Genomic DNA, 15,810 nt, shown 5'->3' on the forward strand with positions numbered 1-15,810 from the left:
GGAGCCGCCTGCGGTCCGGGCGGTGGCCGGCCGTATGCTCGGGGCATGATCGTTCAGCCGGACCGGGCCGCGCCGCGCGCCCACGCAGGCGGCGCTGCGGCAACGTCCTCGCCGGCACCAGCCGTCGACGAGCGGGGCCGGGCCCGGACGCTGGAGACCCTGCGCTCGAACATCGGGACGCTGTCCACCGTCACGCTCCGTCGGCTGGACTCGGCACTGCCCTGGTACCGGCACCTGCGCCCCGACGAGCGCTCCGCCCTCGGCCTGGTCGCCCAGAAGGGCATCGCCTCCTTCGTCAGCTGGTACGAGAAGCCGGGCAACCCGGCCTGGGTGATGTCCGACGTGTTCGGCACCGCCCCCACCGAACTCACCCGGTCGATCAGCCTGCAGAAGGCGCTGCAGCTGATCCGCATCGTCGTCGACACGGTCGAGCAGCAGGTCCCGGACCTGGCCTCCGAGCCCGAGCAGCCGGCCCTGCGGGAGGCGGTGCTGCGGTACTCGCGGGAGGTCGCCTTCGCCGCCGCCGACGTGTACGCCCGTGCCGCGGAGTCCCGCGGGTCCTGGGATTCCCGGCTGGAAGCCCTGGTCGTGGACGGGATTCTGCGCGGGGAGAGTTCCGACTCGCTGCGTTCCCGGATCGCCGCGCTGGGCTGGAGCAGCAAGGCCGAGGTGATCATCGTCGTCGGCGGCGCCCCGCCGGACCCGCATCCCGCGTTCCTGTCCACCCTGCGCCGGACCACCACCCGCCTGGCCGAGGACACCCTGGTGGGCATCCAGAGCGACCGGCTGGTGCTGTTGCTCGGCGGGCTGCGGGACCGGGAGAGCGCGTTGACCAAGCTCGCCCCGCTCTTCGGGGACGGCCCGATCGTGCACGCAGGCCCGGCGGCGTCGCTGGTGGAGGCCGGCCCGGCCGCGCAGGCGGCGTTCTCGGCGCTGACCGCGGCACGCGCCTGGCCGGACGCGCCCCGGCCCGTGGCCGCCGACGACCTGTGGCCCGAGCGGCTGATGGCCGGTGACGACGACGCCGGCCGCGCCCTGGTCCGCGCCATCTACCGGCCCCTGACGTCGGCCTCGAACGGTTTGCTGGAGACCCTGTCGGCCTATCTCAGCCTCGGTCACTCCCTGGAGGCCACCGCCCGCAACTTGTTCGTTCACACCAACACCGTGCGTTACCGGTTGCGCAAGGTGACCGACGTGACCGGCTGGGATCCGCTGGTGCCGCGGGAGGCGTTCGTGCTGCAGACCGCGCTCGTGGCGGGGCGGTTGAGCGCCGGAGATGCCGCTCCCGGGCCGCCGGCGGCGACTCCGGGAGCCCGGCCCGGGCGGCGCGCAGCGTTGTAGCTTCTCTACAAACGGCAGGCGCGACCTTGGTGGCTCGGATCCGGCGGGAAGCCTGGGCCTGGTGACAGGCTGGGATGGTGCTTGCGATCGTCTGCCCTGGACAGGGCTCCCAGACCCCGGGCTTCCTCGCGCCGTGGCTCGAACTCGACGGCGCGGAGCCGTTGCTGCGGGCCCTCAGTGACGCCACCGGCATCGACCTGGTGGCTCACGGCACCGTCTCCGACGCCGAGACGATCAAGGACACCGCCGTCGCGCAGCCGCTGATCGTGGCCGCCGGCCTGGTGGGCGCGCGTGCCCTGTTCGGCGAAAGCGGCGTGCCCGACGGCACCGTCCTGGCCGGGCACTCGGTCGGGGAGATCACGGCGGCGGTGCTGGCCGGCGCGCTGACCGAGGCCGACGGCATGGCGTTCGTGAAGGAGCGCTCCACCGCGATGGCGCGGGCGGCCGCTGCCGAACCGACCGGGATGGCCGCCGTCGTCGGCGGCGTCGAGGACGAGGTGCTGGCGGCGATCGACGGGGCCGGGCTGACGGCGGCGAACCTCAACGGCGGCGGGCAGATCGTGGCCGCCGGGACGCAGAGACAGCTGGAGGCCCTCGTCGGTGCGCCACCGGCGCGGGCCCGGGTGATCCCGCTGAAGGTCGCCGGCGCGTTCCACACCGCGCACATGCAACCGGCGGTCGCGGCGCTGGAAGGACTGGCTCCGGCCCTGCATCCGACCACCCCCACGCGTACCCTGCTGTCCAACCGCGACGGCGCGCCGGTGAGCAGCGGGGACGAGACCCTCGCCGCGCTGATCGGGCAGGTCTCGCGACCGGTTCGCTGGGACGCGTGCATGCGCGCGCTCGCCGAGGCGGGGGTCACCGGTCTGCTCGAGCTGCCGCCGGCCGGTACCCTGACCGGACTGGCCAAACGCGGTCTACGCGGAGTCGCCGGCTTCGCCCTGTCGACGCCCGACGACCTGCCGGCCGCCCGTGAGTTCGTGGCCGCCCACGCGGCGACCGCCACCCCGACGAATGAAGGACAGGCGTGAGCACCCCGACCCTGCAGCAGTCCCCCACCCGCGCGCACTCCCGGATCCTCGGACTGGGCGCCTACCGGCCGGACCAGATCGTCACCAACGACGACGTGTGCCAGTGGATCGACTCCTCCGACGAGTGGATCCGCAAGCGCACCGGCATCATCACCCGGCACCGCGCCGACGAGCACACCTCCATCCTGGACATGACGCTGGGGGCCGCTGAGGAGGCGCTGCGCTCTGCCGGCGTCGCGGGCTCGGACATCGACGCCGTCATCGTCGCGACCGTGACCCACCCCTACGCGACGCCGTCACTGGCCGCACAGCTGACCGACCGGATCGGCGCCACCCCCGCCCCGGCGTACGACGTCTCCGCCGCGTGCGCCGGTTACTGCTACGGCATCGCCCAGGCCGACGCGCTGGTGCGCTCCGGTGCGGCCGAGCACGTCCTCGTCGTCGGCGTCGAGAAACTCTCCGACGTGATCGACAACCACGAGCGGACGATCTCGTTTCTGCTCGGCGACGGCGCCGGCGCGGCCGTGGTGGGCCCGTCGGACACCCCCGGCATCGGCCCGTCGATCTGGGGGTCGGACGGCTCCCACTGGGACACCATCGGCATGACGCACTCGCTGCTGGAGGTCCGCGATCTGTCGGCCACTGCTCAGTCCGACACGGAGAGCGCGGTGACCGCCCTGGAGACGGAGGCGCAGTTGTGGCCCACCCTCCGCCAGGACGGGCAGACCGTCTACCGCTGGGCGGTGTGGGAGATGGCCAAGGTGGCCCGGCGGGCGCTCGACGCCGCCGGCATCACCGCCGACGACCTGGCCGCCTTCGTCCCGCACCAGGCGAACATGCGCATCATCGACGAGTTGGCCAAGCAGCTGAAACTGCCCGACACCGTCGCCATCGCCCGCGACATCGCCGACGCCGGCAACACCTCCGCCGCCTCCATCCCGCTGGCCACGCACCGGCTGCTGGCGGAGAACCCCGACCTGCACGGCGGGCTCGCGCTGCAGATCGGCTTCGGCGCCGGCCTGGTGTTCGGGGCGCAGGTCGTGGTCCTGCCCTGAGGGGTGGGACCTTCCCCGAGGTGAACGGGCCGTCGTAGGTTGGGGCAGTCCGCGCCGACCGAGGACGACCCCCGCAGATCACGGAGTGCTACCGGGTGCTCCGGACACGGAACCGCCGCCCGGCGGTGACACGAGAGAAGGAGCCGTCATGGCGAACAAAGAAGAGATCCTGTCCGGCCTGGCCGAGATCGTCAACGAGGAGACCGGCCTCGCTCCCGACGCCGTGCAGCCGGACAAGTCCTTCACGGAGGACCTGGACATCGACTCGATCTCGATGATGACCATCGTGGTCAACGCCGAGGAGAAGTTCGGGGTGCGCATCCCCGACGAGGAGGTCAAGAACCTCAAGACCGTCGGCGACGCCGTCGATTACATCGACAACGCGCAGGGGTCCTGACCGTACCGTCTCCGGTGGGCCGCGCTGACGCCGACCGGTGCCCGTCTCGACCGCCGCTTGAGCGGCGCGGAAAGTGTGGAACATGACACGGAAAGTGGTCATCACCGGCCTCGGCGCGACGACGCCGATCGGCGGTGACGTGCCGACGTTCTGGCGGAACGCCCTCGCGGGCACGTCCGGGGCGGCGACCCTGGAGGACGACTGGGTCGAGCAGTACCAGCTGCCCACCACGTTCGCGTGCCGGGTGTCGAACCCCGCGGCCGAGGTGCTGTCCCGCGTCGAGATGAAGCGGATGGACCCGTCCACCCAGTTCGGCGTCGTCGCCGCCCGGGAGGCTTGGGCGGACGCCGGCATCGACGACATGGACAAGGACCGCCTCGGTGTCGCGTTCGCCACCGGCATCGGCGGCGTCTGGACGCTGCTGGACGCATGGGACACGCTGCGTGAGCGCGGCCCCCGGCGGGTGCTGCCGATGACGGTGCCCATGCTCATGCCCAACGGCGTGGCCGCCGCGGTCAGCCTCGACCTGGAGGCCAGGGCCGCCGCCCACACCCCGGTCTCGGCGTGCGCGTCCGGGACCGAGGCGCTCGAGCTCGGGCTGGAGATGATCCGGTCCGGCCGGGCCGACGTCGTCGTCGCCGGCGGCGCCGAGGCAGCCATCCACCCGTTGCCGATCGCGGCGTTCTCCTCGATGCAGGCCCTGTCCCGGCGCAACGACGACCCGCAGGCAGCGTCCCGCCCCTACGACGTCGACCGGGACGGGTTCGTGATGGGTGAGGGCGCGGGCGCGCTCGTGCTCGAGGCGGAGGAGTTCGCCCGGGCGCGCGGCGCCCGGATCTACGCCGAGCTGGCGGGCGCCGCGGTGACCGCCGACGCGCACCACATCACGGCGCCGGACCCGGTGGGGCAGGGCGCGATCCGGGCTCTCAAGGCCGCGATGTACGACGCGCGGGTCAATCCCGCCGACGTCGTGCACGTGAACGCGCACGCGACGTCCACCCCCGTGGGGGACGCGCCGGAGTACACGGCACTGCTGGAGGCCTTGGGATCGAGACTGGACGACGTGGCCGTCTCGGCGACCAAGTCGCAGACCGGGCACCTGTTGGGCGCCTCCGGTGCGATCGAGGCGGTGCTGACGGTGCTGGCGGTGCACGAGCGCAAGGCCCCGGCGACGATCAACCTGGACCACCAGGACCCGCAGATCCCGCTGAACGTGGTCACGACCGCGCGGGACCTGCCCTCCGGTGACGTGGTGGCGATGAGCAACTCGTTCGGTTTCGGCGGCCACAACGCGGTCGTGGTGTTCCGCAACGCCTGACCACGCGGTCATCACACCGACGCGGTCGTGACACGGCACGGCCCGGACAAACGACAGGGTCCCCCTCCCGGACGGGAGGGGGACCCTTCGTCGTTCACTCAGGCGCCACCTCGTCAACAGCTGCTCGATCGGTTCGCAAGGGCCAGCCCGCTGGTGACGAGCCGGCAACGAAGGAACCAGAGTCAGCCGACGCGGTGCAGCCAGCGCACCGGAGCGCCCTCGGCGGCGTGCCGGAAGGGTTCGAGTTCTTCGTCCCAGGCCTCGCCGAGCGCGAGGGAGAGCTCCTGGTACACAGCGCTCGGGTCGCCGGCGCCGGTCTCGTACGCGTAACGGATCCGGTCCTCGGAGACCATGATGTTGCCGTGCACGTCGGTGGCGGCGTGGAAGATGCCGAGTTCGGGGGTGTGGGACCACCGGCCACCGTCGGCGCCAACACTGGGCTCCTCGGTGATCTCGTAACGCAGATGGGCCCAGCCCCGCAGGGCAGACGCCAAGACGGCGCCGGTGCCCTGTACTCCGGTCCACGCCAACTCCGCCCGGAACATTCCGGGTGCAGCAGGCTGAGCGGTCCAGTTCAGGTCCGTCCGCTGGTCGACGACGGAACCGATGGCCCACTCCACATGCGGACACAGCGCGGCGGGCGCCGAGTGCACGAACAGAACACCTCGGGTCAGCACTTCACTCATTCCATCCTCCGTTGCTGTAGGGACGTCTTCCCCAACGACCTTCAGCACGAACAGATGCGCGAACTCTCACCCTGGTCCGACCACGAGCGGCAAGGACGGATGACGCCCACCTTCAACCCGTGGTCGAATCTTCAGTTGTCACAGACATTGTGCATCATGGATCAGACTTTCGCCACTGTAACTACGGCACGGTAGTTCTCGGGTCGGTCCTGGTCAGGCGCGAGGATGGGCCTGCCGGTAGCTCGAGCGCAGCCGCTCGACCGAGACGTGCGTGTAGACCTGGGTGGTGGCGAGAGAGGAATGCCCGAGCAGTTCCTGGACCGCGCGCAGGTCGGCGCCGCCGTCGAGCAGATGGGTGGCCGCCGTGTGCCGGAGCGCGTGGGGCCCGGCGGAAGGACCTCGGCCGTCGGGGGCGGTGGTGGCCCGGTGGACGACGTCCCGGACACGACGCTGGTCCAGCCGCCCCCCGCGCACCCCCAGGAACAGCGCCGCCCCGGAGCGTTCGCCGGCCAGGGCCGGCCGGCCGGTGGTCAGCCACGCGTCCAGGGCACGCGCCGCGGGCAGTCCGTACGGCACGGTACGTTCCTTGTTCCCCTTGCCCAGGACGCGGACGGTCCGCCGCTCCCGGTCGACGTCGTCGACGTCCAGGGCGGTCAGCTCCCCCACGCGGACGCCCGTGGCGTAGAGCAGTTCGAGGATCGCGGCGTCCCGCGCCGTGGTGGGATCGTCCACCGTGGCCGCCTCAACGGCGCGGGTCAGCGCGGCGTTGATCTGCGGCTCCCGCAGCACCACGGGCAGCGTCCGGCCCCGGCGCGGCGCACGCAACCGCACCGAAGGATCGGTGGTGATCAGTCCGTCCCGCACGGCCCAGCGGCAGAAGGTCCGGACCGCCGCTGCCCGGCGGGCCAGGCTCGAACGAGCCGCCCCGGTTCCGGTCTGGGCCCCGAGCCAACTGCGCAGCAGACCGAGGTCGATGACGTCGAGTCCGTCGGCGCCGGCCCGATCCGCGTGGGCGAACAGGGCGGCGAGGTCGGCGCGGTAGGCGCGGACGGTGTGGGCGGAGCGACCCCGCTCGAGGGCCAGGTGGCGCACGAAGGCATGGAGCGCGTCGGCGGCCCACGCCGGCACGGGCGCCTCCGGGGGGACGTGCTGTCCCCCGGTCGGGCTCGCGACCCGGCGCGCATGCGGCTCTGCAGTCCGACTCGCCTGCGGCTCCGCGTTCGGGTGGTGATCGTCGCTCACCCTCTCACTGTCGACCATCGGGCAGCCGGGGCGCGGCAGGCCACGCGGCGGCACACCAAGTTCCCCGGCTCACCGGCTCACCGGCCGCTGCTTGCGCCAGGTGCCGTTCGTCGCCACGGCCAGGCCGCGCAGCGACAACCGGCCCAGCCCGGCCCGCACCATGGTCTCGCTCAGGCCCGCCACGGTCGCGAGCCGAGCGGTCGTGCTCCCGGCCCGCACGGGCAACGCATCGTACAGGATCAGGTCCTGCGGGCTCAGGCCGTCATGTGCGGCCGGACGAGCCGCCCGGACCGATTCCTCCCCCGTCGACCCCGTCACCGGTGCCGCCGCAGGCAACCCGGATTCAGCCGCCGATGCAGCCGCCCGGACCACCGCCTGAGGATCAGCCGGCGTCGAACTGGCCACCGGTCCACTCCCCTGTCCGGCTGCGACGGACCAGGTGGGGTCCGTGCGTTCTCGGTCGCCGAGCGGCTGAGCAGACACCCGGAACGGGGCGAGCAGTTCGAGCACGTCGTCGACGTCCGTGACGCAGACCGCACCCGTCTCGCGCAGCAGCCGGTGGCAACCCGCGGACGTGGAGGCGTACACCGAACCCGGCACGGCGCCCACGTCCCGACCCAGTCCGGCGGCGTGGTGAGCGGTGTTCAGAGCGCCGGACCGCCAACGCGCCTCCACCACCACGGTCACGGCGCTCAGTGCAGCGATCAGCCGGTTGCGTTGCAGGAAGCGCCAGCGGGTGGGCGAGGACCCCGGTGCCACCTCAGCGAGCAGGCAACCCTCCGCCATCACCGCCCGCAGGAGTGGCTCGTGCGCGACCGGATAGAAGCGGTCGACGCCGCAGGCCATCACGGCGACGGTGGGTGCCATCATCGAGGTCGGCGCCGACCCCGCCGACGGCGGTTCGGACGGCCCACCGGTCGTCGACCGCACCGAACCATGAGCGGCGAGCGCCCCGCGGTGAGCCTGCGCGTCGATACCGAAGGCGCCGCCGGACACCACGCAGTACCCGGCCGTCACCAGGCCGTGCGCGAGATCGGCGCCGACCGATTCCCCGTAGGCGGTGCTGTCCCGCGCGCCCACGACCGCGACAGCGCGGGACAGGGCCGGCAGGGCGTCCGGCGGGCCGCCCCTGCCCCAGAGGCACCACGGTGCCGCCGACCCGAGATCGGCCAGGCCCGCCGGCCACGCATCGTCCTCCGGCGTCAACAGCCATCCACCGAGCCGGGCGAGCACGGCCAGGTCCCGGTCGGGTGCCAGGGAGGGAACCCGGGCGGCCCAGCGTCCGACCGCGGCGGTGACCAGCGCGGATCCGTCGTCGTCCTGGCCCAGTTCCTGCGCCACCGATCGCTCCAGCCGCTGACCGGGCCGGAGTGCGCCGGTGGCGATGCGCAACGCGTCGACGGGTCCGGCGAGGGCGATCAGGGCTCCGGCGACCGAGTCCTGCGGCTCGGCCAGCCGGGAGAACGCTGCGCGTGCCCGCCGGGTCGCCGAACGTGCTGCCGGAACTGCGGGCACCGCCGGAGGAGGGGCGTTCATGCGACGGCCCGCCGTTCCCGGAACATCAGCGCCTGCCCGACGTCGTCGCCGTCGGGTACCGTGTGGCCGGCCAGGTCGGCCAGCGTCCAGGCCAGTCGCAGCACCCGGTCGTGCCCGCGCGCCGTCATCAGGGACCTCTCCATCGCCAGTTCCAGCTCCTTCGTCGCTGCCCGTCCCGGGTGCAGGGGCCCACGCAGCACCCGGCTGCCCACTTCCGCGTTGGTGGACACGCCGTACGCGCCCAAGCGGGCCCGCTGCACCGCCCGCGCCACCGCCACCCGCGCGGCTACGCGCGCACTGCTCTCCGTTTCCTCCCGCGTGTTCATCTCGCGCAGGCTCACCCGGGGAACCTCCAGCCGGACGTCGACGCGGTCCAGCACCGGGGCGGACAGGCGGGTCGCATACCGGCGACGCTCCAGTGACGTGCACCGGCACTGCGCGCCCTTCACCCCGTCCTGCCCGCAGGGGCAGGGGTTGGCGGCGAGTACCAGCTGGAACCGGGCCGGGTAGTCGGCCGCTCCCCCGGCCCGGTGCACCACGAGCCGACCGCCCTCCAACGGCTCGCGCAGCGCGTCCAGCACGCGCCGGTCGAACTCGGGTGCCTCGTCGAGGAAGAGGACGCCGCGGTGGGCGCGGGTGGCCGCACCCGGCCGGGGCATCCCGCTGCCGCCGCCCACCACGGAGACGACCGTCGCGGTGTGGTGCGGATGCTCGTAGGGCGGCCGGCGGATCAGGTCGAGCCGTGGGGCGCCGCGACCGGCGAGGGAGTGGATCGCCGTCACCTCCATCGCCTCGGCGTCGGTCAGCGGTGGCAGGATCGTCGGCAGCCGCTCGGCGAGCATCGTCTTGCCCGCACCGGGCGGACCGACCATCAGCAGATGATGGGCGCCCGCCGCCGCGACCTCGAGCCCGAATCGCGCGTCGGCCTGTCCGGCCACCTCGCTCAGGTCCCGGACCGGCCCAGCCTCCGGGGCGGCCGGCGGGGACCCCTCCGGCTCGGGCTGGTCCTCCAGGGCCAGCCGCTGGCCGTCGGCGCCGTAGTACAGGGCGACCTGCGCGAGCGTGTTGAACGCCAGCACATCGGCCCCGGGGACGAGGGCCGCTTCGTGCTCGTTCCCGCGGGCGACCACCACCGTCGGGAAGCCGGCTGCGACGGCGGCCATCACCGCCGGCAGGATCCCGGTCACGGCCCGGAGCCGCCCGTCCAGGCCCAGCTCGGCCAGGAACACGGTGCGGCCGGTGTCGTGCACGTCGCCGGCGGCGCGCAGGGCCGCCAGGCAGATCGCCAGGTCGAACCCCGATCCGCTCTTGGGCAGGGTCGCCGGGATCAGGTTGACAGTGAGCTTGCGCCGGCTCAGCGGCAGACCGGTGTTCTGGGCGGCGGAGCGGATCCGCTCGCGGGCCTCGTGCAGGGAAGAGTCCGGCAGGCCCAGCAGCACGAAGTTCGGCAACGTCTGCCCGATGTCCGCCTCCACCTCCACCACGTGCCCGTTCAGACCGATCAAGGCGATCGCGTACGCCCGTCCCAACGGCATCTCAGGCCACCGCCCGCAGGTGCTCGCACCGCATGCCGCCGGCCGTGGCACCGACCACGGCCAGGGCGTCCACCCGGAACGGACCGCTCGTGGCGTGCTCGCGCGCCCACAGCCGGACGAGGGCGTGCAGCCGGGCCAGCTTGGCGGCGTCGATGGCCTCCCAAGGGTGGCCGAAGTCCAGGGAGCGGCGGGTCTTCACCTCGACCGCCACCACGACGGGTCCGTCGGCGCCCGCGGGGTCCAGTGCCACCAGGTCGAGCTCCCCGGCCGGGCACCGCCAGTTCCGGTCCAGCAGCTGCCATCCCAGGCCCGACACGTATTGCGCTGCGAAGTCCTCCCCCGCGCGGCCCAACAGGTCCTTCGGTCGCATCCCTCCACCTCCACCACCACGATCCCGCACGACGGGTCATGGTGGCGGCGGGGCCCGCTCGGATGTGGACATCGACGCTGAGCGGCAGGCCTGGGGAGGAAGAATCAGGCGGACGAGCCACCGGCCCTTGCGGGTCGGAGTTCCTCTACTCGGGCAGCTGGAGGTCGTCCGTCTTGGTCAGTTCCTCGACGTTGACGTCCTTGAAGGTGATGACGCGGACCTTCTTGACGAACCGGGCCGACCGGTACACGTCCCACACCCACGCGTCGGTGAGGGTGAGGTCGAAGTAGACCTCACCGTCGGCGGACCGAGTCTGCAGGTCGACGTGGTTGGCCAGGTAGAAGCGGCGCTCGGTCTCCACGACATAGCTGAACAGGCCGACGACGTCCCGGTACTCGCGGTACAGGGCCAGCTCCATGTCGGTCTCGTAGTTCTCGAGGTCTTCGGCGCTCATGTCTCCATCTTCGCGCACGCCGAGACGAAAGCGTCGGGCACGGCATCGTCAGCGGCGGCATCGTCGAAGGCGGCGGGGGCGTCGTCGTCGTCGGCCGGCTCCCCCGGCAGCGACCCGAGCCGCCACGTGCGCCGGTGAAGTTCGCACGGACCCACCGCGTCGATGGCCGCCCGGTGGGAGCGGGTCGCGTACCCCTTGTTGATCTCCCAGCCGAAGTCGGGGAAGCGGGTGGCCGCCTCGATCATCAGCAGGTCCCGTTCGACCTTGGCGAGCACCGACGCCGCCGCCACGGACGTGCAGGTCAGGTCCGCCTTGATCCGGGTCAGCACCGGGGGGTCGGCGGCGGCGACGGCGGTGGACCCGTGCGGACCGGGCCCCACCGGCACCATTGGTTCGACGCCGCCGTCCAGGAAGTCCAGGACCAGGGCGTCCGCATCCATGCCGACACCCAGCCCGTCCAACAGCGTCGGTTCGGGCCGGCGCAGCCAGTTGTGATTGCCGTCCATCAACACCAGGTCCGGCACCACGCCGGCACCGGCGAGGACGCGCAGGGCGCGCAGGCCAGCCAGCCGGAGCGCATGGGTCAGGCCCAGGGCGTCCACCTCGGCGGCGGAGGCCATGCCCACGGCGCTGCCGACGGCCCAGCGGCGGATCCGCGGCACCAGGTCGACGCGCCGCTGATGGCTGAGCAGCTTGCTGTCCGCGACACCGGTGAGGGCGCGCTGGGCGTGCGCGTCGACCACGACGACGCCGGCCGCGACCGGCCCGGCGAGGGCGCCGCGGCCGACCTCGTCGATGCCGGCGACGAGTCGGCACGTCGGGCTGGCCAGGGACCGTTCGACGCGCAGGCTGGGACGCTTCACGGCCACCGTCTCACCGCCCCGACGTGGTCACCGTCGGGGCGACGCTGGCGGAGGAACTCGGGGCCGGCACCTGCGCGAACACGCTCTGCTCGTTCGGTATCACCTGCATCCGGTTCAGCGGCCACGCGATCACGGTGGCGGTGCCCTCGACGTCGGAGACGCTCACGAACGGCTGGGCGTTCGGCTGCGCGGCGGACGGCACGTGGGCCCGCGAGTCCGCGGAGTTGCCGCGGTTGTCCCCCATCACCCACAGCTTGCCCGCCGGGACCCGGACGTCGAAGCGGGTGTCCGACGGCGCGGATCCCGGGTTGAGGTAGGGCTCGGTGATGGACGTCCCGTTGACGGTGAGGCGGCCCTGCGCGTCGCAGCAGGTGACTCGGTCGCCGGGCATGCCGATCACCCGTTTGACCAGGTGCTGCTGGGAATTGTCGGGGGCCAGGCCGAGGAAGACGAGGACGTCGGTCAGGGGGCTCTGTCCGCCACTGCGGGCGATCGGCTCCCTCTGCAACCAGCCGTTGCTGTCCTTGAACACGATGATGTCGCCACGCTTGAGTTCGGCGACCTTCGGCACCAGCAGGTTGACGAAAATCCGGTCGTCGACCTGCAGCGTCTGCACCATGGACTGGGAGGGGATGAAGTACGCCCGGAACAGGAACGTCTTGATCAGAAAGGAGAGCACAAGGGCGATGACGACGATGCCCACCACCTCCCGGGCGAACGACGCGCCACCACTGAGTGGGGTGCCGTCGGAGCGACGACCCGCCACCAGGTGACGCAGTCGTTGCCCGACGCTCGGACGCCGACCCTCGTGGCCCCCGGGCACGGCGTCGCCGGCGGTGCCGTCGGCAGGGACGCCCGCCCTGTCATGGGCGGCGTCGCTTGGGAAAGCGTCGTGGCCTGTCACCGCGTCAGGGGCGCCGCCGGAATGCCGGCCACGGCGTCGCGCCGCGGACGGACCGTTCTCGCTGTCGCTGCTGCTCACTCGCTGTATCCGCTCCCTGACCTCTTCGGCGCCCGGTCGGCGCGTCGTCTTCCGGACTGCTCGGACCGCCCGCCGTCGGCGCCGTCCTCATCCACGCACCGCGCGGCATCCGCCCGTGCCCGATCGTTCCACCGTGTCACCCGGGACTGGGTCCGAGCTGGATCCGCAGCAGGGCACCGGCCCGGTCCAGCGGCCACACCCGCGCGACCGGCGTGCCAATGATACGGTCCATCGGCACCATGCCTCCGCCCGGCGCCCCGAGCAGGGCCCGGGAATCGTAGGAGTCGCCGCGGTTGTCGCCCAGCAGCCACACGCTGCCCGCGGGCACGACGACGTCGAAGCGGGTGCTGCTGGGCGCTGTGCCGGGCGCCAGGTACGGCTCGCTGACCGGCTGCCCGTCGACGCGCAGCCGCCCGTCCGTACCGCAACAGGTGACCCGATCCCCGGGCACCCCCAGGATGCGTTTGACGTGGACGGTGGAGCTGCCGGTCAGACCGAGGAACTGGCCTGCTCCCGCCAGCGCCTGCTGCCACACCGGGTCGCCGCTGCGGTACGGGTCGAGACTGCCGCGGCCGTCGAAGACGACGACGTCGCCGCGCCGGTAGGGCTCAACGCCCACCCGGGCCACCGCGATCCGGTCACCCGGGACCAGGCCAGGCTCCATCGACGCGGACGGGATCGTATAGACCTCGAGCACGAAGGCCCGCAGCAGGCAGGTCAGCAGGACGACGGCGAGGGCCCCCACCAACACGGAACGCCAGCCCCGGAGGGACTGGCGTTCCGACACCGTCGCGTCGTCCCCGGCGGGGACGACGCGGCCGCTGCGGCCCGCCGCACGGCGGGTGGACATCCGGAAAGGGGACGTCAGCGCTTCTCGCGGATCTTCGCGGCCTTGCCGTGACGATCGCGCATGTAGTACAGCTTGGCGCGCCGCACGTCACCGCGGGTGACCAGTTCGATCTTGTCGAGGATCGGCGAGTGGACCGGGAAGGTCCGCTCGACGCCGACGCCGAAGCTGACCTTGCGCACGGTGAAGGTCTCGCGCACGCCGTGGCCCTGCCGGCCGACGACGAAACCCTGGAAGACCTGCACACGGCTGCGGTTGCCTTCGATGATGTTGACGTGCACCTTCAGGGTGTCGCCGGGACGGAAGTCCGGGACGTCGGTGCGCAGGGACGCGGAGTCCACGGAGTCGAGGATGTGCATGCTGCATCTCCTGGTGAACGCCACAGGTCATCCACGTGGATCGGCGCGGCACGGCGAACCCGGAGGGTCGGTGCGGTACCGCGAAGTGAGGGATCGCGCGGCCCGTCGGGCCCACGCGTGCGCCCGATCTGTCGGCGACGCACCCCCTGTGGCAGGCACGCGCCCAGTGGGCACAGCCATCCATTCTGCCACATCCGGGCGATTGTTGGAACGTGGATCGTCGCTCAAGCCACTATGCCGCCAACGCCGCGTGGGTCGCCTGCACCGTGCTCGCGTTCAACCGCGCCCGCGGCCGCGCGGCCGCCGCCGTCCACGCCACCGCGCGGTGGGCCCGCCTGCTCACGAGAGTCATCACCGTCCCGGCCCGGATCGCCTCCACCGGCCCACCGGGAGCCACCACCACCCGACCTGACCACCAGCCCCAGCGGACGTAGATGAACCGACCCCATACGCGTCCCCGACGCTATGCCCCATCTTGTTACAGGCTAAACTCTATTGCGCCGAGTCCGAATTTCCTCGGTCTCTCAGCACCTTGATAGTCATACCCAGAATCACCGGCACCGCCACCAGACCAATCACCCATCCGCTACCGAGCGCGCCAGAGGCTAGCAACGCAATGTCTCCGATGAGAACAACCAACATGCAGCTCAGTAGCCATGCGAAGCGGTTGCGCGCGCCGTCACTTCTTCCTCCTCCTAGCAATCACGACTCCTAACCCGACGATTATTATAAGCCCCAACACCGGCCATACGGTCCAGCTGACACCTGGTGTCGAGTTTGTGACAGCTACAGTGAAATTGATCATTTCCGCCTCCTACTGGACTGCGTTTGAAGTGGTTTGACGGTTCGCTTTGGTGAGGATCTGATCGGCGGTCTTGGTCCAGGTGAAGGGGTGCGCCCGGGCGTTCCAGCCGGTGATGAAGGCGCGGATCTTGGCGTTCAGGTCGGGCACGGAGGTGAAGGTGCCGCATCGACCAGCCACGGCGAGAACACCCCGACACCAGATCCGACAACCGACGATCCGAGGCCGGTTTCACCCATTCAGCAAGAGGCATACCCCCAAACTACACAGATGTAATCCTAACTGAACGGTAACTGAACGGTATTGAGGCTATTTCGGCATCATCGAACGCCACGGCATTCACCGCGGCAGCTTCGAATGGAACGAATGTGGCTCTTCGCAGCTGAGAGTGTAGTCGGGTTGGGCGCGTCGGTCGCTGGATAGGGGTCGAGGCCCTCCGAGGATGGAAGTTCTGACACTGCCCATCCTGAGGACCTCGACATGGATCACGCTACCTTCGTTCGCCCTGACCTGACCACGTTCTGCCGTCTCGACGAGCTCGGCCTCGAGGCCGTCGGACAGCGGGTTGAGCCTGATCGTGCGGTGATCCAGTGCCGGGTCCTGGAGCCGGACCCGTGGTGCAGGGAGTGCGGGGCCGAGGGCGTGCCCCGAGACACGGTGATCCGCCGGTTGGCGCACGAGCCGTTCGGGCACCGGCCCACGACCTTGATGGTCCGGGTCCGCCGGTACCGGTGTGTTACCTGCCGTCGGACGTGGCGGCAGGACACGTCGAAGGCCGCGGCGCCGCGGGCGAAGATCACCCGTGGCGGGGTGGGCTGGGCGCTGACCGGTGTGGTCGTGGACCACCTCACCGTCAGCCGCGTCGCTGCCGGGCTGGGAGTGTCCTGGCATACCGCCAACGAGGCGGTCATCGCCGAGGGCAAGCGGGTGCTGATCGACGATCCGGCCCGGTTCGCCGGGGTCACCACCATCGGGGTCGATGAGCACGTGTG

At 71.7% G+C, this 15,810-nt stretch carries 17 protein-coding genes and 2 pseudogenes; 7 read left to right on the plus strand and 12 right to left on the minus strand.

Annotated elements, in window-relative coordinates:
• The first annotated feature begins 45 nt into the window (after positions 1-45).
• From BKD30_RS06820 to fabF, 5 genes are all read left to right on the plus strand, one after another.
• Positions 46-1,341, plus strand: a complete 1,296-nt coding sequence (locus BKD30_RS06820; protein WP_083956088.1) for a PucR family transcriptional regulator — start codon at positions 46-48, stop codon at positions 1,339-1,341.
• A 77-nt stretch (positions 1,342-1,418) separates the two neighbouring features.
• Positions 1,419-2,372: an ACP S-malonyltransferase gene (locus BKD30_RS06825; protein WP_173893052.1), complete on the plus strand. Its 954-nt coding sequence runs from the start codon at positions 1,419-1,421 to the stop codon at positions 2,370-2,372.
• Positions 2,369-3,427: a beta-ketoacyl-ACP synthase III gene (locus BKD30_RS06830; protein WP_076703434.1), complete on the plus strand. Its 1,059-nt coding sequence runs from the start codon at positions 2,369-2,371 to the stop codon at positions 3,425-3,427. Before BKD30_RS06825 ends, BKD30_RS06830 begins: the two co-directional genes overlap by 4 nt.
• 148 nt (positions 3,428-3,575) lie before the next feature.
• Positions 3,576-3,824, plus strand: coding sequence for an acyl carrier protein (locus BKD30_RS06835; RefSeq protein WP_076703436.1), 249 nt, complete (start codon positions 3,576-3,578; stop codon positions 3,822-3,824).
• Positions 3,825-3,906: 82 nt separating this feature from the next.
• Positions 3,907-5,142, plus strand: coding sequence for a beta-ketoacyl-ACP synthase II (fabF, locus tag BKD30_RS06840; RefSeq protein ID WP_076703438.1), 1,236 nt, complete (start codon positions 3,907-3,909; stop codon positions 5,140-5,142).
• Between the two features lie 182 nt (positions 5,143-5,324).
• Here the strand turns inward: fabF and BKD30_RS06845 are convergent, their stop codons facing one another.
• From BKD30_RS06845 to rplS, 10 genes are all read right to left on the minus strand, one after another.
• The gene (locus BKD30_RS06845) at positions 5,325-5,828 is read right to left on the minus strand and encodes a DUF3145 domain-containing protein (protein ID WP_076703440.1); all 504 of its coding nucleotides are present in this window, start codon (positions 5,826-5,828) and stop codon (positions 5,325-5,327) included.
• A gap of 213 nt (positions 5,829-6,041) precedes the next feature.
• A complete protein-coding gene (locus tag BKD30_RS06850; RefSeq protein ID WP_076703442.1) occupies positions 6,042-6,956 on the minus strand; it encodes a tyrosine recombinase XerC in 915 nt (304 codons plus the stop codon).
• A gap of 183 nt (positions 6,957-7,139) precedes the next feature.
• Complete coding sequence (locus tag BKD30_RS06855; protein ID WP_083956090.1) at positions 7,140-8,606, minus strand: DNA-processing protein DprA; 1,467 nt, start codon at positions 8,604-8,606, stop codon at positions 7,140-7,142.
• Complete coding sequence (locus BKD30_RS06860) at positions 8,603-10,141, minus strand: YifB family Mg chelatase-like AAA ATPase (RefSeq protein WP_076703449.1); 1,539 nt, start codon at positions 10,139-10,141, stop codon at positions 8,603-8,605. Before BKD30_RS06860 ends, BKD30_RS06855 begins: the two co-directional genes overlap by 4 nt.
• Before the next feature lies 1 nt (position 10,142).
• Positions 10,143-10,511, minus strand: coding sequence for a YraN family protein (locus tag BKD30_RS06865; RefSeq protein ID WP_076703454.1), 369 nt, complete (start codon positions 10,509-10,511; stop codon positions 10,143-10,145).
• 145 nt (positions 10,512-10,656) lie between these two features.
• The gene (locus BKD30_RS06870; RefSeq protein WP_076703456.1) at positions 10,657-10,965 is read right to left on the minus strand and encodes a DUF2469 domain-containing protein; all 309 of its coding nucleotides are present in this window, start codon (positions 10,963-10,965) and stop codon (positions 10,657-10,659) included.
• Positions 10,962-11,828, minus strand: coding sequence for a ribonuclease HII (locus BKD30_RS06875; RefSeq protein ID WP_235861542.1), 867 nt, complete (start codon positions 11,826-11,828; stop codon positions 10,962-10,964). Before BKD30_RS06875 ends, BKD30_RS06870 begins: the two co-directional genes overlap by 4 nt.
• 10 nt (positions 11,829-11,838) lie before the next feature.
• Positions 11,839-12,810: a signal peptidase I gene (gene lepB, locus BKD30_RS06880; protein ID WP_235861543.1), complete on the minus strand. Its 972-nt coding sequence runs from the start codon at positions 12,808-12,810 to the stop codon at positions 11,839-11,841.
• Between the two features lie 136 nt (positions 12,811-12,946).
• Complete coding sequence (gene lepB / locus BKD30_RS06885; protein ID WP_083956092.1) at positions 12,947-13,660, minus strand: signal peptidase I; 714 nt, start codon at positions 13,658-13,660, stop codon at positions 12,947-12,949.
• 14 nt (positions 13,661-13,674) lie between these two features.
• A complete protein-coding gene (rplS, locus tag BKD30_RS06890; protein WP_076703459.1) occupies positions 13,675-14,016 on the minus strand; it encodes a 50S ribosomal protein L19 in 342 nt (113 codons plus the stop codon).
• Positions 14,017-14,228: 212 nt separating this feature from the next.
• Here rplS and BKD30_RS06895 point away from each other — a divergent pair, with 212 nt between their 5' ends.
• Positions 14,229-14,450, plus strand: a complete 222-nt coding sequence (locus tag BKD30_RS06895; protein WP_076703462.1) for a hypothetical protein — start codon at positions 14,229-14,231, stop codon at positions 14,448-14,450.
• A gap of 245 nt (positions 14,451-14,695) precedes the next feature.
• On the opposite strand, the gene BKD30_RS17050 is transcribed toward BKD30_RS06895, so the two are convergent.
• Together BKD30_RS17050 and BKD30_RS06900 are read right to left on the minus strand one after the other, a co-directional pair.
• Positions 14,696-14,821 carry an LPXTG cell wall anchor domain-containing protein gene (locus tag BKD30_RS17050; protein ID WP_083956093.1) on the minus strand — a complete coding sequence of 42 codons (126 nt, stop codon included), beginning with the start codon at positions 14,819-14,821 and terminating at the stop codon, positions 14,696-14,698.
• Between the two features lie 9 nt (positions 14,822-14,830).
• Positions 14,831-14,989 (minus strand): annotated as a pseudogene (locus tag BKD30_RS06900) (IS630 family transposase); the annotation flags it as partial.
• 309 nt (positions 14,990-15,298) lie between these two features.
• Here BKD30_RS06900 and BKD30_RS06905 point away from each other — a divergent pair.
• A pseudogene (locus BKD30_RS06905) lies at positions 15,299-15,810 on the plus strand (transposase family protein); the annotation flags it as partial.

It is taken from the genome of Tersicoccus phoenicis (assembly GCF_001968835.1).
Classification (GTDB): Bacteria; Actinomycetota; Actinomycetes; order Actinomycetales; family Micrococcaceae; genus Tersicoccus; species Tersicoccus phoenicis.

What these genes read in the sequence shown, in the direction of transcription:
- BKD30_RS06820 (WP_083956088.1), top strand. Translation starts at nt 46, where the DNA reads ATGATCGTTCAGCCGGACCGGGCCGCGCCGCGCGCCCACGCAGGCGGC.
- BKD30_RS06835 (WP_076703436.1), top strand. Translation starts at nt 3,576, where the DNA reads ATGGCGAACAAAGAAGAGATCCTGTCCGGCCTGGCCGAGATCGTCAAC.
- fabF (WP_076703438.1), top strand. Translation starts at nt 3,907, where the DNA reads ATGACACGGAAAGTGGTCATCACCGGCCTCGGCGCGACGACGCCGATC.
- BKD30_RS06845 (WP_076703440.1), bottom strand. Translation starts at nt 5,828, where the DNA reads ATGAGTGAAGTGCTGACCCGAGGTGTTCTGTTCGTGCACTCGGCGCCC.
- BKD30_RS06855 (WP_083956090.1), bottom strand. Translation starts at nt 8,606, where the DNA reads ATGAACGCCCCTCCTCCGGCGGTGCCCGCAGTTCCGGCAGCACGTTCG.
- BKD30_RS06860 (WP_076703449.1), bottom strand. Translation starts at nt 10,141, where the DNA reads ATGCCGTTGGGACGGGCGTACGCGATCGCCTTGATCGGTCTGAACGGG.
- BKD30_RS06865 (WP_076703454.1), bottom strand. Translation starts at nt 10,511, where the DNA reads ATGCGACCGAAGGACCTGTTGGGCCGCGCGGGGGAGGACTTCGCAGCG.
- BKD30_RS06870 (WP_076703456.1), bottom strand. Translation starts at nt 10,965, where the DNA reads ATGAGCGCCGAAGACCTCGAGAACTACGAGACCGACATGGAGCTGGCC.
- lepB (WP_083956092.1), bottom strand. Translation starts at nt 13,660, where the DNA reads ATGTCCACCCGCCGTGCGGCGGGCCGCAGCGGCCGCGTCGTCCCCGCC.
- rplS (WP_076703459.1), bottom strand. Translation starts at nt 14,016, where the DNA reads ATGCACATCCTCGACTCCGTGGACTCCGCGTCCCTGCGCACCGACGTC.
- BKD30_RS17050 (WP_083956093.1), bottom strand. Translation starts at nt 14,821, where the DNA reads ATGATCAATTTCACTGTAGCTGTCACAAACTCGACACCAGGTGTCAGC.